Origin of the sequence: Saccharibacillus sacchari, assembly GCF_037722395.1 — a bacterium.
GTDB lineage: Bacteria > Bacillota > Bacilli > Paenibacillales > Paenibacillaceae > Saccharibacillus > Saccharibacillus sacchari_A.
On record NZ_JBBKAR010000003.1, the window covers coordinates 46721 to 73227 of the forward strand.

Consider the following 26507-nt stretch of genomic DNA (forward strand, 5'->3'; position numbering starts at 1 on the left):
TGCCGAAGGGAGTTTTGCTCGTGATGTTGGATTCGCAGCAGATTCAAGAGATTATACCGCACCGCCCGCCGTTTTTGCTGGTGGATCGGATTTTGGAAGTCGAACCGGGGAAACGCGCGGTCGGCATTAAAAACGTAACCGTTAACGAACCTTTCTTTGTTGGGCATTTTCCGGGTTATCCGGTCATGCCGGGGGTATTAATAGTTGAGGCACTGGCTCAGGTCGGAAGCGTGGCGATGATGATCGTGGAAGAAAACCGGGGCAAACTCGGATTTTTCGCAGGCATCGACGGTTTCCGGTTCAGAGGACAGGTCAAGCCCGGCGATACGCTGCGGCTTGAGGTCGAAATGACCCGCTTCAAGGGGAAGATCGGAAAAGGACACGCCGTAGCTACGGTTGACGGAAACGTGGTCGCCGAAGGCGACATGATGTTTGCGCTCGCCGACCGCGAATAGGCACCTCACCGCGAAAGCCTCTTCACCCCAACAATCCGGACATGGAGGTACGACAACTATGTTGAATGAAAAAACCGCGGCGGTCGTCAAGCAGTGGCTGGAAGACCCAAGCATCGATGAGGACACCAAACAGGAGCTGCGAGGGCTAGAAGCGCAGCCGGATGAACTGGAAGACCGTTTTTACCGGGAGCTGGAGTTTGGTACAGGCGGATTGCGCGGCGTCATCGGCGCAGGCAGCAACCGCATGAACCGTTATACAGTCGGCAAAGCGACGCAAGGACTGGCGGAGTACATACTGGAAACGGCAAAAGGCAAAGCAGGGAAACCTTCCGTTGTCATTGCGCACGATTCGCGTCACTTTTCGCCGGAGTTTTCGCTCGAAGCCGCATTGGTGCTGGCTGCCAACGGCATCGTAGCCAAATTGTACCCTTCGCTTCGCACGACGCCGCAGCTGTCTTTCTCGGTTCGCCATTTGCAGGCGGACGGCGGCATCATGGTGACGGCAAGCCACAACCCGCCCGAGTACAATGGCTACAAAGTGTATAATCAAGAAGGCGGGCAACTCGTTCCCCATGAAGCGGAGCGCGTGATCAGCTTGGTGCAAGGCGTTCAATCGTTCTCGGCAATCAAACGGATCACCCGCGAAGAAGCCGAAGCGCAAGGTCTGCTGGTGTGGCTCGGCGACGCGGAAGACGAAGCCTTTATCGATACAGTAGCGAGCCTGTCCCTGAGCCGCGAGCAATTGGCTGCTGGCAAAGGCGACGACCTACAGATCGTATTCACGCCGCTGCATGGCACCGGGAATCTGCCGGTACGCCGCGTACTGGAGAAGATCGGATTTAAAAACGTTGCCGTGGTACCGGAGCAGGAGCAGCCGGACGGCGACTTCTCCACGGTAAAATCGCCGAACCCGGAAGAACGCGAAGCGTTCACGCTGGCGATGAAGCTGGGCGAGGAACTGAACGCGGATATCCTGATCGGTACCGACCCCGATTGTGACCGTATGGGTGCAGTCGTTCGAAACCAAGAAGGCAAATACGTCGTTCTGAGCGGTAACCAATCCGGCGCCATCATGGTCGATTACGTATTGAGCCGCATGAAAGAAGCGGGAACGCTACCGGAGAACGGCGCCGTGATCAAAACGATCGTAACCAGCGAACTGGGCGCGGTCATCGCTCAGCATTACGGTGCGTCCGTACTGAACACGCTGACCGGCTTCAAATACATCGGCGAGAAAATGACGCAGTTCGAACAGAGCGGCGAGCATACTTTCTTGTTCGGGTACGAAGAAAGCTATGGCTATCTGGCAGGCAGCTATGCGCGGGATAAAGACGCGGTGCTGGCTTCTATGCTGATTGCGGAAGCGGCGGCGTACTACAAGACCCAAGGCAAAACGCTGTACGATGTGCTGGAAGGTCTGTATGCACAGTTCGGCACGTTCATCGAACGTCTGGAGTCGCGTACAATGAAAGGCAAAGACGGTCTGGCCAAAATTCAGTCGATCATGGCTGAATGGCGTGAAAACCCACCGACCGAAGTCGCGGGCGTGAAGGTCGTACAGACTCTTGATTACGAAAAAGGCATTGACGGACTTCCATCCGAAAATGTACTGAAGTATATTTTGGAGGATGACTCCTGGTTTGTTCTGCGCCCATCGGGCACAGAGCCGAAGATCAAAGTGTATTTCGCGGTTCGTGGCGACTCGCTGGCAGACGCTGAAGCAGCGGTAGAGCGATTGGTGCAGGCGGTTACGGCAAAAGTAGACGCTTAAGCTTTGTTCGTTACAATCGGATATTGATTAAAAATGGCCGCGAGCCGAACCTTATTCGCGTTCGCGGCGGTTTTTTCAGAACTCCCCACGATGCCTCTTGCCGAAGCGCGCCGAAGCGGCGCGTTTCGGCAGGAGGCGTCTGACTTATCAACTTGAACAATGCTGGAACATCGTTTCCGGCAAGGAGGTATACCGAAATTGAGTCAGAAATGGCGTCAGTGGAATAAGGCAGCAACAAAGGTGTTATGGATTTTGGTTATCCTCGGCATCGTGGCATCTTTACCCGTTGCATATGATCGTATCCGGACAGAAGGAACGTCCAAAAATGTAGAAATGATTTTCGACTATCGGGATCTGGTGCAGGTTTCCTCCTATCAAGGCAATCCTAGCGCTTGGATGAATGAACAGCTCGACGTTCTGCAAGAAGCAGGCATTCACACGATGGCTGTCTATCAAGCGACGCTGACGGAGTTATCCAATGCACGCCGGATTACGGTGTACAGTGAGCAGGATGCGGCGCGTTTGACAGGCAAAGTGTTGACGGCTAACGAGAACGCTACATACCTACTGTTTACGGACGCCGAGAATCAGACCCAGATCGAACCGATGATCCGCAAAGCTTTTGCCAGTCAGGAGATCGCGGTAGAAGACTGGTCTTTAAATGGACGTAGCGGCTTGAAGATTGCGACGCCGGTACAAAATGCGGTATTGAAAACAATGGAACCCGACCCGGTAGCCATGGAAATGTTGGAGTCCAAAGGCTTCCATCTGCTGCCGCGTTTAAGCAACAGTGCCGTGTACGATCAAGAAGGCCTGGCTTCGCTGCTGGATCGATTCAAAGCGATGGGCGTAGATCGTATCCTGTTTGACGGGGAAGAAGTGCCGGGTTACGCGGAAGAGCCGGACGAGCGTCATCTGGAAGAATTTGCGGATTTGCTCAATGAACGCGGCATCGGTATTGCGGCGATCGAGAATTTGCGTGGTCCTCAACGCGGTTTCGAAACGCTGGCAAAAGATACGAACTACAATGTCGCTCGTTTGTATTCGCTGAGCGGCCGCGATTCTTCGCTCGACCCTGAAATTCTGGCGGATCGTTTCGCGCTGGCTGCGAAAGACCGCAACATCCGCATGATGTTTATTCATACAGCGGTACAGACCAATAACATCGAAGGCCGAATCACCGATACGATCGAAAACCTGGTCGAAAGCCTGGAAGGGCCGCAAGGCGCGATCCAGCGTATCGAAAATTACGGCTTCGAAATGGGTCCCGCTTCTTCGTTCGAAGTCGCCGAGATGGCCGGACAGAACTATTTCCGTTGGATCGCCATTTTGGGCGCGGTCGCTTTGATCGCTCTCCTGGTCTCCGTCTTCATTCCGCCGCTGACGCTGCTTGCTTTCGTGTTGGGCGTGGTGGGAACGGCGGGCTTGTACGTGTTGCGGCCGCATCTGATGGAGCAAGCGCTCGCGCTGCTCGCCGGAATCAGCGCGCCGACGATCGCAATGGTGTTCGCGATCCGCAAGATCGACCGTTTGTACGAGGCCGGACAGGCCATGAGCGTGGGCCGAAGACTGACTCACGGGATTCTGTTGTTCCTGCGCACAAGCGCCATGTCGTTGATTGCCGTACCGTTCATTATCGCGTTGCTCAACCATGTCACGTACCAGTTGGTGCTGGATCAGTTCAGAGGCGTCAGCTTGTTGCACTTGGCGCCGATCGCGTTGACCGCGTTGTACGTTCTCTTTTACCGGAAAAATTCCGCGTTCGGCAGCGTGGGCAAAATTTTGCGCATGCCGGTTACGATCGCGATGGTGGTCATTGCGGCAGTAGCAGCCGTTGCCGGATTGTATTATCTTTCCCGTACAGGCAACAGCGGCAGCGTAAGTTCGCTCGAAATGACGTTCCGGAACCTGCTCGAAAATACGGTAGGCGTTCGTCCGCGAACCAAAGAGTTCCTGCTCGGACATCCTCTGTTCATTGCCGGCGTGTTCGTCGCTTTGAAATACCGCCATGCGGTTTACGTCATGGTTATAGCGTCGATCGGACAGTTGTCCATGGTTGACACGTTTGCGCATATCCATACCCCGGTTTGGATTTCTCTGCTTCGGGATTTGATCGGAATGGGCTTCGGTCTTCTTGTCGGTCTGGTATTCGTGCTCGTATGGCAAATCATCGAAAGGTGTTGGAAGAAATGGTCGCCACTGCTCGCAAAATTGTAATCTCTGGCTACTACGGATTCCGCAACAGCGGAGATGAAGCGGTACTCAAGTCGATCTTGACCGCGCTGGAGCAAGAAGGCAAACGAAGCGGCGTGACGTTTGAGCCGATCGTTCTTTCCGGTGATCCGTCGTGGACAGCCGGTGTATATGGCGTCAAAGCGGTGCACCGGATGAAAATGGGCGAGGTGCGCCAGGCGTTGAAAGAGAGCGACGGATTGATCAGCGGCGGCGGAAGTCTGCTACAGGATGCGACCAGCTCCAAAACGATTCCCTACTATGTAGGCGTGATTCGATTGGCTCAATGGATGGGCAAGCCTGTGTTCATCTATGCGCAAGGCGTAGGACCCGTCAATCGCAAACTGTTCTATCCGCTCATTCACGGTTCCTTCAAGCGTAGTCACTATATTTCGGTTCGCGATCAGGAGTCGGCCGCCCTGCTGCGTTCTATGAAAATGGACGGCAGCCGGGTCGAGATCGTGCCCGATCCTGTGATGGGTCTTCCGCTGCCAGCGGGAGCCGCATCGAAGTTCCCTGCCGAAAAGCCGGACGGATTGCCCAAAATCGGGGTGTCGGTACGTTTTTGGAATGAAGACCGTGCAGAACTTACCGGAATCGCTGATGGATTGCGCAAACTGGCGGAGAGCCGCAATGTTCATTTCTGCTTTTTGCCGTTTCACCTCCCGGATGACGAAGCGGCTTCCAATTACGTGATCGAGCGAATGGGCGACGTGAAGTCGCTCGGTTCGAAGATCACGACGCGTCAGACCGAAGATCCTCAGGCGATGTTGCTTGAAGTCGGACGCTGCGATGCTCTTGTCGGCATGCGTCTGCATAGTCTGATCTATGCCGCTTCGCAGCGAGTGCCGGTAGCGGGGATCTCCTACGATCCGAAGATCGACAGCTTTTTGGCTCAGTTGAATGTAAAAGCAATCGGGAACAGCGAACAGGTACGTCCGGAGCGTCTTGCCGAAGAATTGGCCCATCTGCTCGACGATGCTGAAAGCTGGAAAGCCGAACGTGAGCCGCTGATTGCGGAATTGAAGCGTGAATCGACACGTCCTGCACGGGCGATTGCTGAATATTTTTCACATAAAGGATGAGCAAACCCTATGAGTCATATGAAGAATGAGGCAGGGATCGGGCAGATTCCGGTCACTTCCATCTTCGGCGTCAACGTTTCGAAGCTGGACATGAAAGGTACTGTTGCAGTGCTGGAGCGTGCGGTCGCTTCCAAGAAGCCGCACCAGGTCATTACGGCGAATCCGATTATGATTATGGCTGCGTTGGAGAGCGAAGATAACATGCGCGCCATGCGAGAAGCGGAATTGATCGTGCCGGACGGCGCAGGCGTGGTCTGGGCAGCCGAGGAATTCGGTGATCCGGTCGCGGAACGCGTAGCCGGATTCGATCTGCTGCACGAGCTGATGAAGCGCGGGGAAGAACTGGGCTGGACAGCCTATCTGCTCGGCGCCGCGGAAGAAGTGGTTCAGGAAGCAGCGAGTCGGTTACAGAAACAATATCCGAAGGTACGAATCGTCGGAGTGCGTAACGGTTACTTCGGTGCTCCGGAAAATGCCGGGGTGATCGAATCTATTCGTCAGGCGCAACCTGATCTGCTGTTTGTCGCACGTGACGCCAAAACGCAAGAGCCGTGGATTGCCCGTCATAAGCATGAACTCGGCGCTTCGGTGATCATGGGAGTAGGCGGAAGTTTCGATGTGATCTCAGGAAAAACGAAGCGCGCGCCGATATTTATGCAGAAGCTTCGTTTGGAGTGGTTCTACCGTCTAGCGAAGGAACCTTCCCGCTTGCCGCGCATGATGGCTTTGCCGCAATTCATGCGCAAAGTCAAAAAAGCGAAAAAAAAGCGGTAAATAGGAGCCGTCAAAAGGGAAATCTACATAATTCGTACTGGCATTCGGCCGCAGGGCGCGTTATAATAATTCCCGGTTGAAACACATTGGAGGTTTGAGACAACTATGTTCATCGTCTATATTTTAGGTTTCGTGCTCGCGCTCGGATTGGCTCTGGGTCTGACGCCGCTCGTGAAGCGGTTTGCGATCAAAGTCGGAGCAGTGGACGTGCCGAACGCCCGCAAAGTGCATACGCGCATTATGCCAAGACTCGGCGGACTAGGGATTTTTCTCGCTTTTGTCATCGCGCTTCTTGCCGTTATGCCTTTCCTTCCGTTCGACTTGTCGGAACGCGACGGGAACTTTATCAAGGCCTTCCTTACAGCCGGAACGATTATTGTGCTTACCGGCGCGTTAGATGACCGATTTGATCTGAATGCCAAATTAAAATTCCTGATCCAGACCGGCGCAGCCTGCGTTGTCGTTTTTGGATTTGGAATCAAAGTCGAATTCGTCAATATTCCGTTTATGGATGCTTATTCTTCGCTTGAAAACTGGATCGCGATTCCGCTGACCATCTTTTGGATCGTCGGCGTAACGAATGCGGTCAACCTGATCGACGGCCTTGACGGCCTGGCTGCCGGCGTATCGGGTATTGCGATCGGAACCATCCTCGTGATGGCGCTGATCAACGGCAACTTCCTGGTCGCGCTGCTCTGCCTGCTGTTGCTGGGAGGCATCGTCGGATTCCTGTTCTTCAACTTCCATCCGGCCAAGATCTTTATGGGAGATACGGGTTCATTATTCTTGGGCTTTAGCTTGGCGATGCTGTCGCTGCTTGGGTTCAAGCAAATCGCGGTATTGTCTTTCATCACGCCGCTGATTATCATCGGTGTGCCCCTGTCGGATACGTTCTTCGCGATCGTGCGCCGGAAGCTTCAGAAGAAGCCGATCTTTGCTCCGGACAAAGGACACCTGCACCATTGCCTGCGCGAACTGGGCTTCAGCCACCGCCAAACGGTACTGATCATTTACGGAATCGCGGCCTTCTTCGGCGTGTTGGCGGTCATTCAGTCGGCTTCCGCCATGTTCGAGGCCAGCTGGGTTACCTTTGTCGTGATCTGTATCATGATGTTCTTTATGCAAATCGGGGCTGAGGTCATCGGTCTGGTTGGCCAAACGAAGCGTCCGGTGCTGCAATTGTTGGCGAGACTTCGTCCGAAACCGGAAGATCAGGCGAAACCCTAACCATTCTGATTTCCGATAATTGTAAAAAAGCTTTGTTTTCTCTTTCTAACTAGAGAAGCAAGGCTTTTTTTGTTTGTAAAAAATGAGGGTTTTTTATAACATATTTGTTCGATGCCGCCGATAAAAAGAACAACGACGCGTAACAAACAGGAAGTGAGGGACATCCATTGCAGATTGGTAACAATAAGACGACCCCTTCGGGGCGTGCGTCACAAAGGGGAGCTGTACAAGTGGGTAAACAAAGCATTAAGTCTCTGTTGAGCTTAATGATGGCAGTCGTTTTGATCTTCACGTTGCTTCCGGTATATCCGGCGGCCGCTGCGGGCGGAACCGTTAAAATTACGAACCTGAGCCATGACGCTTCGGCACCAACAAGCAGCGCCAGCGGCAAGGTCGATATCATTGGTACATTCCAGGACGTCAACACATCCACGATCACGTATGTGATCGAATCGATGGTAGGCACGACGGTCGTGGGTTCGAGCAGCGGCGGAGACCGCCAACCGGACACGGGCGACAATAAAACGTTCAAGTTTTATCAAGTGAACGTCAAATCCGGCGTTAACCGGATCACGGTCAAAGCGACGACGACAAGCGGTCAGGAAGTATCCGACCAGGCTTACGTTACGTTTGTGGATGCACCGAATATCTCTTCCGTAAAAGTAGGGGCGGACGATACGCAAGAAAATACGCCTTTCGTTGTTTCTTCGCAGACGCCTTCGATCACGGTTGAAGCGCCTAACGCGGTTGATGTAACGTTGAACGGAAATCCGATGTTCAGCGGCGGCGCGGGAACTTTTTACGCGACACCGACATTGACCCAAGGCTCCAACACATTGACGTTCGTTGCGAAGTCGACGACAGGAACTTACGCCGAAACGCGTACGCTTGTGTATTATGACGGCAACGCGCAACTGTACAATGTCAAAGTCGGCAGCACGGCAATCGATCCGAACGCGACGATCGAAGGTTCGCCGAGCGGACAAATTTCCGGCGAAGTCGTCGTTGCGGTACCGGCAAGCGGTACGGCACCGAGCACGCTGAGCGGGCAAATCACATTTAACAAAATGGTGGACACAACGCCTGAAGTGTATCCTTCGTTCAATGAAGCAGCCGTTACGTTGACAAAAAAGAACACGATCGGAACTTCTCTTGTGACGTATACGTTCCGTACGGCAGACAGTCTGCCTGAGCTTACGTCCGGTTCTTATCAATTGGACCTTAGAGTGAACAGCCAACAGCGTGCGACATTGAGCTTCAAAGTTCGCGGCGCGCAAGATACGTTCATTAAAAACATTTATCAAATTTACGGAGTAAACAGTACCTCAAGCAGTGTCACGTCTTACAGCAGCAAAACGGCTTTCGATGCGGGAACTTCTCCATATGTATCCGTGCCTGAAATGCCGTTATGGCTTGCTATCGATACAGGCAAAGCCGGCGATTTGGTTAAAATCAAATCCGACGGAACGGAAATCGCCGCTGGAAATTACAAGTATTACACAGACGGCAGCGGAACATCGTACAACATTTATCAAATCTCCAAACTGAAAAGCGGCCGTCAAACGCTGACTTTCGAATACGAGAACGATTCCGTTTCCGTGCCGATCAACTATCAATCCGCTCCTTATATCCAAGTGACCAACTTGTATAACGAGCAGGTGTTCACCGCTGCCAACGCGATCGATTCCGTTCAAGGACGTCTGATCAATTTCACGGCAGCGACAAATAACATCACGGTCGAGTATAGCGGACGTACAATAACGACAACTTCGTCCAACGGCACGTTCTCGCTCAGCACGGCGGACTTCCCGCTGACCTTGACGCCCGGCGCCAATACGCTGACGTTGTCGGGAACTGCGGACGGCAAAAAAGTCACGACGACGCTGACGCTGTACCTGATCGAAAACGACAGCATTCAAATCGAAAATTTCCATCCGCTTCCGGTCGATTCGTTGACTCAGGACAATTCGTTGTTCGTTCCAGGTGAAACCGATCAATATACGACGAACGAACTGACGATGGATACGGAATTCGCGATCAATCCGGCTGATACGGCCGACGAAATCATTATCCGTTTGGACGGCAACAAAAAAGAGACCCGTCTTACCCGGGGTACGGGCACTTCCTGGAGTCAGTCTACAGGAGAACTCAAAGTAGGACCGAAAGCCGGAACCGTGAATGCTTTCATCATCGAGGATCTGGCTTTGCCGACAACCGGCGATTTGAAAGTAACGGTTTACGTACGCAAAGGAACGTCCACGACTTCCAAAACGTTGACGGTAACCCGCGAACTTCGTCCTTACACGATTCTGTCTCCGAAATTGCCTAACGAGAGCGTCATTACGCAAAACTTCCTTGACGTGAGTATCCAGGCCGAAGGAGCTTCTACCGTACTGGTCGGAAAGCAGTCGCTGGTAAAAGGCGATAAAGACATTTTCCGCGGTCGTCTCACCGGCTTGAAAGCCGGTAAAAACACGATTAAATTCACGGTAACTTCCGGAACGACCAAAACAAACGGTTCGTTCGAAGTCAATTACTCGGCGGAAATCGTGCAAGGCGCGCAGTATAGCGCCACGATGCCTTCCGGCGGCAAACTCAAACTGTTCAAAGGCGATTTGCAAATTTCGCTGCCTAAAGGAACGTTGCTGAGAGAAATCAACCCGACTCCGGGCAGCCAATCGCCAACCATCAGCTTGTTCGATAAGCAGGAACTGTTGGTCGGTATCGCCAGCCCGATCGACGGACGCACGATCAAAATCTATAATCAAGTCAATGTGAGCGACGGCCAGGGCGGATACCGCGACGGTCAACTGAAGTTGCTGGAATCCAACGGTACGATGATCAGCCGGATGGTTCCCAAACCCCACTTCGGTTACGCATCCGATCTGTACTGGACCGATGCCGGTTACTTCGCTTCGACCGCAACAAGCGACGATTACGAAACCGTTCCGGGCAACCAGCCTTACGCTGCGCCAGGATTCGAAAGCCGCTCGTCTAAACAATGGCTGGAACCTACGCAAGAAGGCACGATTACAATCAAATACGATCCGGCTCTCGTGAATGCTTCGGCCGGTAATCTCGGTATCTGGAGATTGAACGGCAACGAATGGGTCAACTTGGGCGGAACGGTTAATAAGTCCGCCAAGACGGTTACTGCACCGTTCGATGGATTCGGTTACTACGCGGTATTCGGTCTCCGTTACAGCTACGGCGACGTTATCGCTCAAGCCGATCTGCGCGAAAACGTAGAAATGATCATGTCCCGCGGCGTTATGAAGGCTAAAGACGCAAATGAATTCGGCGTAAACGAAGTCATTACTCGCGGCGAATTCGCTACGATGCTGGTCAGAATGCTGAACATTCCGCTCGATTATGACGAAGACATCACGAAACGTACTTTTGACGACGTTGGTCCTGTAACGAACCAATATATGGATTACCGTTACATCGAGACCGCTGTACGCAAAGGGATTATCAGAGGTACCGGACCGCGCGTATTTATGCCGTACAACACGCTAAGCCGTGAAGACGCAGCTGTCATGATTGCCCGTGCGATGAATCTGAAGCTGACGGATAATACGAAATCGAAAGCGGGACTCGAAAAGTCGTTCACGGACGCAACCACGATCAATTCAAGCTATGCAGGCGCCGTACTGGCCGTAACCAAAGGCAAGTATATGGAAGGCAAAGCGAATAAACTCGAAGACGGGCAGACGAAAGCGACGTATCGCTTCGACCCTAAAGCAACGTTTACCCGCGCCGAAGCCGCTGCGATTGCCGTTAAAGTCATGACCAAAATGAAAACTCTCTAAGCCAAAACGCAACTAAACTTCAAAAAGGAGCGTCTCTATACCATGGAGATGCTCCTCTTTTTTGTTTCGACCGGCAAAACCCGCAGCGTTTGGGAAGATTGCCTAAAATCGTTTTTTGTATTTTGAAGCGTTTTAAGTTAAAATAGCGAATAACAATACTTACTGTGAGGGTGGATACCGGAACAATGAAACCAATCAAGTCGAAAGCCCAGATTGATTATATGAAAGCCAAAACGAAATTCGAAGAACGCTCCAAGGTTCTGGAGGCTCGCGTAGCCGAAGAACAAAAAGAACACGAAGTTGAACAGGAGCTTATGGAAAAGCTGGTTCTCGAAACAGGATTCCATCAAGCGTTCAATGAATTGGCCGAAGCGGAGAACGAACTGATCTCTTGGTCTCACGTTACGATCAAGCATGATAAGACTTACAAGGATAATAAAAAGCCGATCGACGATATGTACGAGAAGCTGAATTCCGATCCACAAATGCGAGCAAGAATCATCCAACTCGCTTTACGCATCCGTTAAGCACAGCAGCTTTCTTCTATAGTAATAGAAGATTATAAAAAGCACCGAATTTTGGTGCTTTTTGCGTTTATAGATCGAGAAGACGGTTTAAGTAAAAGAGTAGGCATTTGCGGTAAAATGGGATGCGATAAAAAAACGAAAAAAAAGTTTTAAAAAGTCGCAACTTTTTCGTAACCTCTCGCGTCTAAGTCATTGAGTGTCAAAACAAAGCGGTTATGAGCCCCGGATTTCCAAAGATTGGACGCAAATCCGTAAAGTTGTACGCATTATGCGAAAATAGGCTTTACGACGGTTAGCGACCAATGTATAATACGGAAAGCGGGATTGGGTATCCTTTGTTTCGCGCTTACTTATTACGACATCATCGTTTACAAGTTTCTGTGATACCCGTCACAGACCTCATTTATACTTAACACCTGCTCAACTCTGGAAAGGGGGTGCAATCAGCTAATGAGTAACATGAGCGAATGCGAACCAACTACAGACAAAAAAAACACATTTACACTCCAAGGAGGAGAACAAAAAGGTATGAAGAAAATTGTATCCCTGGCCCTTTCTACGGCTATGGCTCTCTCGATGTTCGCTTCGGTCACTTCCGCGGCAACACTGACTACGCAAGAGAAGTATAACGCACTGGTGACTCAAGGTATCTTCGCTGGCTACCCAGATGGCAATGCTTACCTGGATAAAGACATGACTCGCGCTGAATTCGCGAAAGTCGTAGCTCTTCTGACTGGTCTGGACACTTCGGCTACTGGCACGAACTCCTACCAAGACCAAAACTATGCGAACGCTTGGTACAAACCTTACGTTGAAGCCGTAACGAAAGCCGGCTACATGCAAGGTACGACTACTGGTTCCGTTAAGAAGTTCAACCCTAACGGTAAAGTAACAGTTCAAGAAATGGCAGCTACCCTGGTACGTGCAGCTAAATTGGAAGTGCCTACTACAGGCATCAACAACAGCGCATCCGCTTGGGCTAAAGGCGAAGTACAAGCAGCAATCAACGCTGGCCTGATCAGCAACACTGCTAACTTCACTGCAGCTGCAACTCGCGGCCTGCTGGTTGACACTGCTTATTCGTACCAAACAGCAGTTGTTAAGCCTGCTGTAACTTCTTACGAAGTAACGGATAACGGCGCAACTGTAGTCTTCACGCTCACTAACGGTGAAAAAGTAACAGTTAAACCTACGACTGCTCTGCAGCCTAACGTTGCTACAACTGTGACTTTCACTTACGACGGTAAAGATTACAGCGAAAGCGTAACTTGGAAGGTTACTAGCGCAACTGCGGCAACTGGCGCAGCAGCAACTAACCTGAAAGAAATCGACGTTACCTTCAACGGTGAAGTTGACGAAGCAACTGCTAGCGACGAAGATCACTACTCGACGACTGCAGGCGCAATCAAATCGGCTGAAGTTCTTCCAAGCGGAAACGTTGTTCGCCTGACACTGGCAAACGGCGTGACTATGGAAAACCAAGAGTCCTATACAGTGACGGTAACTGGCGTTCAAGCTGGTACGTCGACAATCAACTCGAGCGCTTTGACATTCCGTCCGCTTGATAACGTTCTTCCTACCGTTGAAGCTGTAACAGGTCTGGGAACTAAAGCAGTCAAAGTCGTATTCTCCGAGCCAGTACAAACTGTGAACTCGAACAACTTCCAGTTGGACGGATCCGCATTTGTTGGATCGGTTACGCTGAGCGCAAACGGTCGTGAAGCAGTTCTGCGTCCTTACACTGCATTCACTACAGGAGCACACACGCTGACTTCTTCCCTGGTTACTGACTATGCAGGTCTGAAATCGCTGAGCGCTTCCAATGAATTCACTGTAGCTGTAGACACTGAAGCTCCTACAGTAACTGAAATTCAAGCTACTCTTGAAAAAGCAGTAGTAACATTCAGCGAAGACATCGACCCGAACACAGTAAGCCGCACGGACTTCTACTGGATCAACGGAACGACGACTCACTATGCTGAAAGCATCGAATGGCTCGCAGGCAACAAATACGCTGTATACTTCGGTACAAACGATCGTCTGCCAACATACACGACTAACCTGTATGTAGCAAGCGTAAGCGACTACTCGGGTAACGTTAACACGGTTAAACAATTTGCTGTAACAGCAACTGTTGACCAAACTCGTCCGACTGTAAGCGACGTAACTTACAACTCGAGCGCTACTAACGCTACAGTAACTGTTAAGTTCAACAGAGCGGTAACAGCTACTCGCGACAACTTCGTTGTAACCAACAGCAGTGGCACTGTACAAGCGATCCAATCGATCAGCGGTTCGGGTACGAACACAATCGTTCTTGATTTTGTTAACCCTACGCTGAGTGCTTCGACCTACACGCTGGCAGTTACTGGCGTAAGAGACACAACTGCTCTGCAAAACTCGATCGCTCCTGTATCCAAGACATTTACAGTTAGCGACAGCGCTAGACCTACTGTTAGCAGCGTAACAGGTAACGTGTACAACAGAACAATCATCGCGACATTTAACAAAGCGATGGATCCTGCAACGTTGTCCGACACTACTAACTACCTGTTGACACTGGGCGGCAACCTGGGCACTGGTTCGGTAAGACTGCCAAGTGCTTCGAACATTCGTATCGCTAACGACTACAAAACAGTAGTTATTACTCTGCCTACAACAATCAACAGCACTCGCGTTGAAGTTGGAACTAACGTCACTCAGATCGCATTTGTTGGTCTGGAAGATGCTAGCGGTAACCTGTTGCAACAAACAGGAACTCCGTTCAACATCAATGCAAACGCAGCAGCTACAGTTACGGCTCAAGAGCTGACTAGCGACAACACGATCGAACTGACATTCTCCGAAGCTGTAGAATCGGCGACTGCAAGTGACTTCACGTTGTCGAGAGGTAGCGTAACAGGCGTAAGCATTGACGGAACAACAGTAACTCTTACAACTTCCGATCTGGGTACAAGCACGACTTCCCCATCGGCTCTGACTGTAAGCGTACCTGCAAGCAATGGAATCGCTACAGTTTCCGGTAAGAGCGTACAAGCGTTCACGACAGCAACAGTAACTGACTCCGTAGCGCCTGAAATCGACGCTCCTTCGGTTGGTCTGGCTTACGCAGGACGCAACATTACTGTACCGTTCACAGAGCGCATCGTTCCTGCAACTGGAGTTTCGGTTGGCCTGTTGGCAAGCGACTTCGTTGTTAAGAACACAGCTACTCCAAGCGCAGCAGCTCTGACACCAACTACTGATTACACAACTACTGTTGATGCTAACGGTAATGTCGTAATTGAAATTCTGGTTGCTACACCAGGAGCTCAATACTCCGTAGCAGTTAAGAGCAATGCAGCTTACGTCCAAGATGCAGCTGGCAACAAAGCAGCAGCTCAAGGACCATTCGTTACAAACACAAACAGCGCTCCAATTCAATAATTATCGATTGAATTGAAGTTAAGTTTCAAACGAGAGAAGCTCCCTGACGAGGGAGCTTCTTTTCTTTTTATTTGACACTCTACTATCCAATCAGTTACCATTACATTCGAGGATGGAATCACTAACCTTCCCCCATCGGGCTAGGTTCGTTTTTTTGTATAAGGGAATTTTTTTGCAACAACTCAAGGAGGTACACGCTCATGTCGCTTCAAGGACGGCGTTTGTTTACATCCGAGTCCGTAACGGAAGGTCATCCGGATAAGATCTGCGATCAGATCTCCGATGCGGTGTTGGATGCTTTTTTGGCTAATGATCCAAATGCGCGGGTAGCTTGCGAAGTTGCGGTCGCTACCGGAATGGTGCTTGTTATCGGCGAAATCAGTACGAAATCCGAGTATGTCGATATTCCTTCTATCGTACGCAATACGATCAAAGAGATCGGCTATACCCGTGCCAAATACGGCTTCGATTACAACACTTGCGCAGTACTGACTTCGATCAACGAACAGTCTGCGGATATTGCGCAAGGCGTTAACGCAGCTTTGGAAACTCGCGATCCGGAGCAAATGAAGTTGGAAACGGAAAACATCGGTGCCGGCGACCAGGGACTCATGTTCGGCTTCGCGTCGAATGAGACGCCGGAACTGATGCCTCTTCCGATCGCTTTGTCGCACCGTATCGCACGTCGCTTGGCTGAAGTACGCAAAAACGGAACGCTTGAATATTTGCGTCCGGACGGAAAAACCCAAGTGACGATCGAATACGACGGAGACAAGCCGGTTCGCGTCGATGCCATCGTGGTATCGACTCAACACGCCGACGGTATTACGTTGGAACAGATCCAGGACGACATCAAAAAGCATGTCATTTTGCCGGTCGTTCCTGCCGAACTGTTGGATAACGAAACGAAATACTTCATCAACCCTACAGGACGCTTCGTAATCGGCGGCCCGCAAGGCGACGCAGGTCTGACCGGACGTAAAATCATCGTCGATACGTACGGCGGCTATGCCCGTCACGGCGGCGGCGCATTTTCCGGCAAAGATCCGACGAAAGTCGATCGTTCGGCCGCTTACGCGGCGCGTTACGTCGCGAAGAACCTCGTAGCAGCCGGTCTTGCCGCAAAATGCGAGATTCAACTGGCTTACGCGATCGGCGTAGCCAATCCGGTATCGATCAGCGTCGATACGTACGGAACCGGCAAAGTCGGTGAAGAAGTGCTCGTGAAACTTGTGCGCGATAACTTCGACCTGCGTCCGACCGGCATTATCCGTATGTTGGATCTTCGTCGTCCGATCTATAAGCAAACAGCGGCTTACGGACACTTCGGCCGTACGGATATCGATCTGCCTTGGGAACGTACAGACAAAGCAGAAGAACTCAAAGCCCAAGCAGGCGTGCAGTAATTTTTTAAGCGTTCAAAGAGCAAAAACAGAATACAAAAAAGAAGTCGTTCCCAAAGCGATGTCGATCATGGGAACGGCTTCTTTTTCGTGAGCACTTGAATCGACTCTCCTTTCCGCTTCTCGCTAATTATTTGCTGACTGCCTTCCGATATAGAAAAAGACTGTCTTTTTAGGGATTGGGGAGGAGAGGGAAATCGTGAAAAAGAAAATTGCGTTGGGGATTACTTCCTTGATGTTGATAAATACCGTGGCCCCGGCAGCGTTGGGGACGCTGGTCGGAGAGTCGGGCAATTATATCGCTTCGGCAGCCGCTGCGGAAGTGACGGCTTCAGTCAAAGCGTATTCGCCTGCAAGCAAAGGCCAAAATATTTCGTTGACTCCCGGACTGCTGATCACGTTCGATCGTGCAGTAAAATTAGCGGACGGAGCAGCCAGCAAAACGTTTACGCTCAAACAGCAAAGCGACAACACGCTGGTGCAGACGATCGAAGCGAAAAACTTGCAGTTCCAAAGCGACGGTACCCAGGTGGTACTTCCTTTGAACAATCTCAAACTCAAAGCGAATACCGGCTATTACGTTTTGGCCGATTCAGGTATTCTTGCGCCCGTACTTACGGATACGGAAACGACGCAAGGATTGACTGCCAAGCCTTGGACGGGTATTACAAGCGCATTGACCTGGAATTTCAAAACAGGAGCCGAAGAAGATACGACGGACCCTGAATTGGTGAGCACGACGCCAAGCAATAATGCGATCGGTTTCAAAAGCGGCAGCAAGCTCGGTTTGACGTTCAACGAGGCCGTGATTGCGAGCGAAGGCGAGATCACGTTAAAAGAAATCGATCCGGCCAAGCCTGATGCAGCCGCAACCTCGATCAAAATTCCGGTCCTTTCCACGATGGTTAGCGGATTGGGCACGCCCAACGTGTCGATCGATCCGAGCCAATCCGGACTGAAGCCGGGTTTCCGCTATGAAGCGCATATCGATGCCAGAGTGTTTACGGATATGTCCGGCCGTTTTTATCCGAATGCGATCGACTGGGCTTTTCGTACGGAATCTGCCAATAACGTAGCGCCGACTGTGCAAGCCCGCAGTCCGCAAAACGGGTTGTCCGGAGCCAACACAGCAGGCACGCTGTCGATCACGTTCAGCGAACCGGTAACGCCGAACACAGGCAACGTATCGATCTATCGTCTGAACGATAGCAAATTGATCCAGACGTTGGCGGCGGGCGATTTCACGATGGATAGCGAAACGGGAACGAAAGCGTCCGCCGCATACAAAGGCCTGGATCGCGGAACCGCTTATTATGTGCTGGCCGAAGCGGATACGTTCCGCGATATGGACGGCACGCCGTTCGCGGGAATCGCGACATCCAAAGACTGGACGTTTACCACGACCGCGGACGCATTGGCTTTGAACACATTGACGCCTGCGTCCGGTACAGTCGGAGTCACCGCCGGTTCCAACCTGCAATTGACGTTCAGCCGCAGCGTGTATCCGAACAACGGCGCAGGCAATATCACGATTCGTCGAAACGACGGGGCCGTAGACACGCTTAGCCTCGGCTCCGGGCGGATTACGGGCGGAGGAACCAACACGATTACATTGTCGCCGACAACGCCTTTGGCAACCGGATATACGTATACCGTCGAAGTGCCAGCGGGATTGTTTGGAGACTCGGAAGGCAACATTTATCCGAAAAGCGGGCAGCCGTTGACCTGGACATTCTCGACGACGACGAACAGCACGCTGCTTCAGGTGTATTCCATGACGCCTTCCGATCGCAGCACGGGCGTATCGATCGATACCAAGCCGACGATCCGTTTTAACCGAAGCATCGCGTTGAGCGGAACGGGCAGCAGTACGGGAATCACGTTGTATCGCAGCGGCGGCTCGAAAGTCGAGGCTGAGGTCAGCGTCAACGCATCCAATGCGTCCGAAATCGTGATCTCGCCCAAAGAAAAACTGACAGCGGGAGCTTTCTATTATATCGACGTGGATAACGGAGCGGTGCGCGATCTGGCAAACAGCGGAATTTCGTTTGCCGGTCTGAAAGGAAGTACGACGTGGAGTTTCCAAACGGCCGCTTCCGACAATGTGCTTCCGGTGATCCAATTAGCCAAGCTGGACAGTCCCACGTTGATCCGCATGACGTACAGCAAATCGCTGAACGCTTCGCAAACGCCTTTGCTGTCCAGTTATACGGTATGGGTAAACGGGGAGAAGCGGGCACCGGGAAGCTTGTACATTAGCGGAGACAGCGTTTATATCCGTTTGAATACCGGCGTAGCCGTAGGCCAAGACGTCAAAGTATCCTATGATCCGGGCGTTCGTCCGCTTGTCGACAATACCGGCAACGCCGCCGTATCGCTGTCTTCCTATACCGTAACGAACGGAATCGACAGCGCAATGCCAAAGCCGAAAGAAGGCAACGTGTACGGCAACATGATCACGTTGATTTTCGAGAATAGTTTGAAAACGCCTGCGTCGCAAGCTTACGGCCAGTTTACCGTAACCGTGGACGGCCGTGCTTATGAAGTGCGTTCGTTAAGCAGCAGCTCGCAGGCTTTGTTGCTTTATCTGAATTCGGCCGTTCCCGACGGAGCGGTGGTCAAAGTCAATTACTCGCCGAACGGCGCTCCGTTGCAGGATTATTTGGGGCAAAATATTTCCGCTTTTTCCGACTTTAGCGTACGGAATCTGCTGGATACCCGTGCACCTGAATTCGTGAGCGCGGAATTGTCGGGCAACGAATTGGTGTTGACTTACAATGAAGCATTGCGTACGGATACCGTACCGACGAATAGTCAGTTTTCCGTATTGTCCGGCGGATCGCCGGTATACGTGAACGGCGTCAAGATCGAAGGCAGCAAAGTGCGGTTGACGCTCGCGTCTTCGTTGATCGCTAACGGAAATATCACGGTCTCCTACGTGCCCGGTACGGTAAAACTGTCCGATCTTAACGGCAATGCCGCAGGGTATTTGAATCTTCAACCGGTAGGAGCCGCTTCGGGAACGAGCGGAATCAAAACCGTGACGGGCAACGGCTCGCAAATCGCGCTTACGTTCACGGGCTCGCTGTATACGCCGGACGAAGGCGCATACCGGCAGTTTGCGGTTACGGCGGACAATAACGCGGTCGAAGTCTCTTCCGCTTCGTTCGCGGGCAGCACGCTGACGCTCAAACTGGGTAGTGAGCTGAAAGCCGGTCAAGCCGTCACATTGTCTTACATGCCGGCCGGCAATCCGCTTAAAAATCTTTCCGGTACCCAAGTGATCGGATTCAACCGGATAGCGGTACAGAATTTGACGGGCACCACCTCTTCGACCGGACAGACGACCGAGACGACTACCAACGCTTCGGTTCTGCCTGCATCTGATTTCGGCAAAGAAATGGTGATCATGGAGCGTACCGGAGCGACTTCCGCCGATGCGTCGACTACGTTCAATACGAATACCCATCGCTATACGGTCGGGGCGACAGCGCTCAAAGAAGCTTTCGATTCGGCGTTTGCCCGCAGCGCCAAAAACGGGGCGGTTGTGTTCGAAGTCCCTGATGCGGAGAACGCCGGACTGGTATCCGTTCCCGTTCAAACGCTCAAAGACGCTTACGCGCAGCGTAACGGAATGTCGTTCGCGGTGCGTTACAAAGACACGGTGTACGAGCTGCCATTATCTTCGCTCAGCAATACGACTGCCGGAGCGGACACGCTGCTGACGGTTCAAATCGAGAATCTGCCGTCGGCTTCGTTAAGCCGCACGATTACGATGCTCAGTGACGCCAACGCGCAAATGCTTAGCAATCCGGTCGATATCCGAACCTCGATCGGTACCGCTTCCGGTACCGACGCTTCGGGTCAACAAACCGATCTGCAAGGCACGTACCGCCTTAAGTTGAACGTGAATTCCCCGGCTTCGCGCACCTCTGTCGTATACTTCGACGGCAACGCGACTTCGCCGAGCTTTACGCCGAGCAAGTCGGCTTCCCAAACGGCCGGCATGCTGTTAACAGGTTCGTTTGCGGGCAGCCGTACCCTTATTCCGGTGACTTCGACGACGACCGTAGCCGGAGCAAACGGTCACTGGTCGCAAGGAACCGTGAACGAAATGGGCGCCAAATACGTGCTTAGCCCGACATTGACAAATTCGTTCGCGCCGAAAGCCAATATCACCCGCGGCGAATTCGCCGAGCTGATCAGCCGGGGTCTCGGACTAAGCAGCGACGCGGCCGCAGCGGCGGTATTCAGCGATATCGGATACAGCAAAGTTCCGATCGGCTCGATCGGAGCCGCCGTCAAAGCGGGAATCGTAACCGGTTATCCGGACGGAAGCTTCAAACCCGGCGCTTCGATCACGCGCGAAGAAATGGCGGTCATGATGGTTCGGGCGCTGAATTATACAGGCACGGACGTGTCTTTGGGCAGCAACGCGAGTCAGCTTCTTGCTTCCTTTAAAGACAAAGCGAGCATCAAGTATACCGATGAAGCAGCCAAAGCGGTGCAAGCCGGCGTAATCCAAGGCGGCAGCGGAGGGCGGTTCAATCCGAAAGGAAACGCGACCAAATCCGAAGCTGTCGTCATGCTCGCACGTGTGCTTCAAAAGGCAGGATATTTGAACTAACCGACTCACTGAATCCAAAGAACCAGTTCATCTAGTCTTGCTCACTCAGGCTTTTTCGAACTGTACACAAAAGCGATCATTTCTTCAAATTATTTGTGGAAATGATCGCTTTTTCTCTTTTCATTTTGTGGAAGTGAGGTAGAATGGTTTATTGTAGTTTGTTTTTTTGTCGAATTTGCAGGAACTTTTGCGCGTCGTTTCAGTCTATTACAATAGTGGCGTATATTGGCCTCGAAGTTGTTAGTCATACATACGCGAACGAATCTGTACAGATAGGGAGCGAAACCGAACATCATGAATAAGCAGGGCAAAAAGTTAGGGAAAAAGTGGATGGTTGCCGTACTGGCCGGAGCATTGGTCGTGCAGCCGCTCGCTGTGCCGGGCTGGGGAGCGTTGACAGGGACGCAAACGGCCTCTGCGGCAGCAGCCGTCTCCATCAACAAAACGAACGAAGAAATCATCACGTCCGGCGCGAATCTGTTAACCTATAAATACTCCGTACCCCGTTCAGGGAAAACAGCGACCGGTCTGGCCAGCGTCATTCAGGTTGATTTGCAAAATCCGTACGTTAAGCTGGATGTCATGACCGGAAAAGGCGGAAAGTTCACCACGCTGCAAACCGTTAGCGGCATGGCCAAAGAAACCGATGCCGTAGCGGGGGTAAACGGCGATTATTTCAACACGGCAGCTGAAGGCGCTCCGATGGGGGCACAGGTGTCGAACGGCGTATTGATGTCCAGCCCGTCCGAACTTAAGGGGATGTACGCATTCGGCGTGACCAAAGACCGGAAGCCGGTGATCGACCAGTATGATTTTTCCGGCACCGTGAAGTCGAGCGACGGGCAATCGCTGGAACTGGCAGGGATCAACCTGGTTTCCTACAGCCCTGAACCGGACGGGGGCTACAGCCATGTCAATGCGATGTACATCTATACGGATGCTTGGGGCAATGCCGAACGTCCAAAAAACAGCGCGACGATTCCTTCCGAGGCTTTGGTGGAAAACGGTGTCGTGACGAAAGTGTCGCTAAACAAAGCCCTGGAAGGCACCGTGCCGCAAGGGGCATACATCCTGCGCGCGCACGGAACGGCAGCGACTTACATGAAGGAGCATCTGACGGTCGGTGCACAGGTCCAAACCGATTACAGCCTCGTGTCCAAAACGACGGGGCAAAAGCTTGATCCGGCCTCGCTCGAAGTCATGATTGGCGGTCACACCATTCTGGTCGATAACGGAAAAGCCACATCGTTTTCACGGAATGTCGATTCGATCGGCGGCTACCGGGCGCGTACAGCACTCGGCTACTCGCAAAGCGGTCGTTACGCCTATATCGTTACGGTTCAGGATAACGATGGCAGTAGCGGCATGTCTTTGACTGAGCTTCAGAGCTTTATGACAAGCCTGGGCATCTGGAAAGGACTCAATCTGGACGGAGGCGGCTCAACCACGATGGTGTCGCGTCCGCTGGGCGAAGAACAGGCTCAGCTTACGTTTACGACGGAATACGGCGGCCAGACTCAACGCAGCGTCGTAAATGGTTTGGGCGTGTACACGACTGCTCCGGAAGGCAAGCTGAAAGGCTTTGCCGTGAGTGGCAAAACGCAGCTGTTAATCGGAGAATCGGCCAGCTACAGCGTGAAGGGCTATGATACGTACTATAACCCGATCGCGGCGTCGAACATCAATCCGTCATGGAAATCGAGCAATTCGAACGTCGTTTGGAACGGCAATACATTGACGGCGAAAAAAGCAGGTACAGCCACGTTGACCGCGACCAGCAATGGAGTCAGCTCGACTCTTCAGGTGGAAGTGCTGGGGGCCGATTCCCTCTCGTCTTTGAGTCTGGGCGCAGCATCCGCTTCGCTTAAAGCAGGCACGGTTGTGCCATTGTCTGTAACCGCGACTTTAAAATCCGGCAATACGGTCAGCATTGATCCGTCTGCGCTGGATTGGGAGTTTGTCGGTTTCAAGGGAAGCATCAAAGACGGTGCGTTGAATGTGACGTCCGTGAACAGCGGAGCGAAAGTCGGCTACGCGATCGCCAGCTATGAAGGATTCAAAACCATGCTGACGCTTGCCGATGTACAAGAAACGGATTGGGAAACTTTTGAAAATGTCGCCTATGGCTTGTCATTTACAGGCAGCCCATCCGCAGTAACTGGCAAAGTCCAGATCAAGTCGGGTACCGGTACGCATTCGGGTTCGAAGGTACTGCGTCTGGATTACGATACAACCGCAGGTACGGGGAACAAGTATGCCTACATCAACCTGAACGGCTCGTCGGGCAAAACGCTGACATCAGGCGCAAGTGCGCTGAGTCTGGATGTGTTGGGTGATAATAGCTACAACTGGCTCCGGGCCGAGGTAATCGGCGCTGATGGAAAGACCATCTACGTCGACCTGGCGAAGAGCCTGAACTTTACAGGTTGGAAAACGCTCAGCGTGAACCTGAACCAGTATGGCACAATTGCGTATCCCGCCAAAGTGAAACGAATCTATGTAGTGAATTTGGCAGAAGGACAAGATGAGCGTTCGGCAAGCGGCTTTGTGGAAATTGACAACATCAAAACGACATCACCGGCAGACGCAAGCTCATTGGGGCTTCCATCTGGCGTGAGCGCGAAGATGACTGTCGGTTCCAAAACGCTGCTGACGAACGGCAAAGCGAGCACGATGGACGTATCGCCCGTCGTGCGTAACGGAGTCACCTATCTTCCGGTCAAATACATCACGGACGCGTTCGGAGGAACGTCGGGCTGGGAAGCGAAAACCGGCTCGATCTCCGTTTTGCGCGGGGACCAGCTTCTTGTATTAAATTTGAATAAAAAGGACTATATGCTAAACGGCAAACGCAAAACTTCCGATTCGGCGACGATAAGCGTGTCAAATAGGACTTTAGTCCCTGTAAGACTGGTTTCCGAGCAGCTTGGATTGCGTGTAAAATGGGAACAAGAAACGAAGACTGTGACTATCGAGTCATGATACGATAGGTTCTGAACGATCACCTGTTTGACAATAAGGTGAACGCCGGAGAGAATGGAGTCGATTTTGCCCGTGGATTTCCAAGCGGATGCTTTGAACCGAGTCATCAAAAATACCATCCAAGTCGTTGAAGACAGCAAGTATCAAATTTTTGAGATATTGGACCAGTCCCGCGCCGAACTCAACTCGCTCACCGAAGAACTGCAGAAGGTCATTAAGGAAACTTCGGACACGGCCGATATGGTCGATGATCTCGAAGGGAAATTCCGTCTTTCCCGTATCCGGCTCACGGAAGTGAGTCGGGATTTCGTTAAATATACGGAGAATGATATTCGGCAGGCCTATGAGCGGGCTACGCAGTTCCAATTGGAACTTTCGGTGTATAGGGAAAAAGAAGCTTATTTGCGAGCCCGTCGAGACGAGCTTCATCTTCGTGTGCGCAATGCCACGAGTTCGATTGAACGCGCCGAGGCGCTGGGGTCGCAAATGAGTGTCGTCACCGAATATTTGTCCGGCGGAGAAGTCGGACAGGCAACCAAAATGTTGGAATCCGCAAAAACCCGCCAGATGGTCGGCTTGAAAATCATTCTGGCTCAGGAAGAAGAACGCAAACGCATTTCCAGAGAAATTCATGACGGTCCGGCGCAACTAATGGCTAATATGGCGCTCCGGACCGAAATCGTCGAACGCATGCTGGGCAAGCAAGATTACGGCCGCGTTCAAGAAGAAGTGGCAGATCTCAAAAAGCAGGTGCGTTTTAGCCTGGAAGAGATTCGCAAAGTCATTTTCAATCTCCGACCGATGGCGCTTGACGACCTCGGATTGATTCCGACGCTTCGCAAGTACACGCGCGACTACGAGGACAAAAACCGGATTCGCACCGTATTCGAGACGAGAGGCAAAGAGTACCGGCTCTCTTCCGCGATGGAGGCCGCCGTCTTCCGCTTGATTCAGGAGGCGCTCACCAATGCGGCCAAGCACGGAGATCCTACTCATGTCGTCGTCGAGATTGCCTACCAGACGCAGCTTGTCAAAATCTCGATTCGGGATAACGGACGCGGCTTTAACACGGATATCTTGGAACAAAAGGCGAACCAGCATGCGCACTTCGGTTTGATAGGAATGCGGGAAAGAGTCGAGCTGCTTGAGGGACGAATGGAGATCGAATCAGCCGAGAATCAAGGAACCAAAATCGTGATCCATATCCCGACGAATGTAGAAAATGGAAAGGGGTATGAAGATGGAGAGCATGAACTCGGAACAACCTAAAATTAAAGTGCTTTTGGCTGACGATCACCAATTGTTCCGTGAAGGATTGAAAAGGATTTTGAACATGGAGGATGATATTGAGGTTATCGGGGAGTGCAGCGACGGCATTCAAGTGCTGGAATTCTGTAACGCCTACAGACCTGATGTGATCCTGATGGACATCAACATGCCCAACGAGAACGGTGTGGAAGCTACGGCCAAACTCCGCGAGATTTTCCCGGACATCAAAGTAATCATGCTGTCTATTCACGACGATGAAAGCTATGTCTTCGAGACGCTGCGCAAGGGAGCCAGCGGTTATCTCTTGAAAGACATGGAAGCAGAGTCGCTCATCAATGCGATTCGTAGCGTAGCGGCCGGCCACGCTTATATTCATCCCAAAGTGACGGGCAAACTGATTCAACAGCTTCAACGCATGACCTTTGTCAACGAACGCGGCGCCATGTTTGAAGGGGTCCAGGATGAAGAAGCAGGCGTTAAATTCATCGGCGGCGAAGACAACCCGCTTACGCGTCGTGAAGCCGAAGTGCTGCGTCTAATGTCCGAAGGCAAAAGCAACAAAGCCATCGGAGAATTCTTGTTTATCAGTGAGAAAACGGTTAAAAACCACGTCAGCAGCATTCTGCAGAAGATGGAGGTTGAAGACCGGACGCAAGCCGTTATCAACGCAATCAAGATGGGCTGGGTCACACTTTAAGCAAAGCCTTCATTTTACGGACGAAAGTAGGGAATTGATGATTTTTCCCGGTACGTTGTCTCTGTCTCATACCCAACACATCAAGCAGCTCTGCACGCAGGTTGAGGCAGCGTAATGGGACCGATCTTGCAAAAAGCACGGTTCGGTAAAAGTTAGCAAGTGAAGAAAATAACGTATGATCAGGAATGAAGCACACTCCTTATACGCTCGCAAGAGCGCA

Annotated in this window: 14 protein-coding genes; all 14 read left to right on the top strand. The window is 51.9% G+C overall.

Annotation, left to right across the window (positions count from 1 at the left end; genetic code table 11):
* Positions 1–23 precede the first annotated feature (23 nt).
* The 14 genes from fabZ (at position 24) to WKI47_RS02035 (ending at position 26287) form a co-directional block, all read left to right on the top strand.
* Positions 24–455, top strand: a complete 432-nt coding sequence (gene fabZ / locus WKI47_RS01970) for a 3-hydroxyacyl-ACP dehydratase FabZ (protein ID WP_340225512.1) — start codon at positions 24–26, stop codon at positions 453–455.
* Positions 456–513: 58 nt separating this feature from the next.
* Complete coding sequence (locus tag WKI47_RS01975; RefSeq protein ID WP_340225513.1) at positions 514–2226, top strand: phospho-sugar mutase; 1713 nt, start codon at positions 514–516, stop codon at positions 2224–2226.
* Positions 2227–2424: 198 nt separating this feature from the next.
* Positions 2425–4443, top strand: coding sequence for a DUF5693 family protein (locus tag WKI47_RS01980; RefSeq protein WP_340225514.1), 2019 nt, complete (start codon positions 2425–2427; stop codon positions 4441–4443).
* The gene (gene csaB, locus WKI47_RS01985; RefSeq protein ID WP_340225515.1) at positions 4416–5543 is read left to right on the top strand and encodes a polysaccharide pyruvyl transferase CsaB; all 1128 of its coding nucleotides are present in this window, start codon (positions 4416–4418) and stop codon (positions 5541–5543) included. The genes WKI47_RS01980 and csaB overlap by 28 nt, the downstream gene beginning before the upstream one ends.
* A 9-nt stretch (positions 5544–5552) precedes the next feature.
* A complete protein-coding gene (locus WKI47_RS01990; RefSeq protein WP_340225516.1) occupies positions 5553–6317 on the top strand; it encodes a WecB/TagA/CpsF family glycosyltransferase in 765 nt (254 codons plus the stop codon).
* Positions 6318–6422: 105 nt separating this feature from the next.
* Positions 6423–7544: an MraY family glycosyltransferase gene (locus WKI47_RS01995; protein ID WP_340225517.1), complete on the top strand. Its 1122-nt coding sequence runs from the start codon at positions 6423–6425 to the stop codon at positions 7542–7544.
* A 230-nt stretch (positions 7545–7774) separates the two neighbouring features.
* Positions 7775–11356 carry an S-layer homology domain-containing protein gene (locus tag WKI47_RS02000; protein ID WP_340225518.1) on the top strand — a complete coding sequence of 1194 codons (3582 nt, stop codon included), beginning with the start codon at positions 7775–7777 and terminating at the stop codon, positions 11354–11356.
* Between the two features lie 185 nt (positions 11357–11541).
* Positions 11542–11883 carry a hypothetical protein gene (locus WKI47_RS02005; RefSeq protein ID WP_340225519.1) on the top strand — a complete coding sequence of 114 codons (342 nt, stop codon included), beginning with the start codon at positions 11542–11544 and terminating at the stop codon, positions 11881–11883.
* A gap of 450 nt (positions 11884–12333) precedes the next feature.
* Positions 12334–15309: an S-layer homology domain-containing protein gene (locus WKI47_RS02010; RefSeq protein WP_340225520.1), complete on the top strand. Its 2976-nt coding sequence runs from the start codon at positions 12334–12336 to the stop codon at positions 15307–15309.
* Between the two features lie 200 nt (positions 15310–15509).
* Positions 15510–16715 carry a methionine adenosyltransferase gene (gene metK, locus WKI47_RS02015; protein ID WP_340225521.1) on the top strand — a complete coding sequence of 402 codons (1206 nt, stop codon included), beginning with the start codon at positions 15510–15512 and terminating at the stop codon, positions 16713–16715.
* 196 nt (positions 16716–16911) lie between these two features.
* On the top strand, positions 16912–21339 hold the full coding sequence (locus WKI47_RS02020; protein ID WP_340225522.1) for an Ig-like domain-containing protein: 4428 nt from the start codon (positions 16912–16914) through the stop codon (positions 21337–21339).
* Between the two features lie 294 nt (positions 21340–21633).
* Complete coding sequence (locus WKI47_RS02025) at positions 21634–24321, top strand: stalk domain-containing protein (RefSeq protein ID WP_340225523.1); 2688 nt, start codon at positions 21634–21636, stop codon at positions 24319–24321.
* A 72-nt stretch (positions 24322–24393) separates the two neighbouring features.
* Positions 24394–25590 carry a sensor histidine kinase gene (locus WKI47_RS02030; protein WP_340225534.1) on the top strand — a complete coding sequence of 399 codons (1197 nt, stop codon included), beginning with the start codon at positions 24394–24396 and terminating at the stop codon, positions 25588–25590.
* Entirely contained in the window at positions 25562–26287 is a 726-nt protein-coding gene (locus tag WKI47_RS02035; protein WP_037287163.1) for a response regulator, read from the top strand. Before WKI47_RS02030 ends, WKI47_RS02035 begins: the two co-directional genes overlap by 29 nt.
* Positions 26288–26507 lie beyond the last annotated feature (220 nt).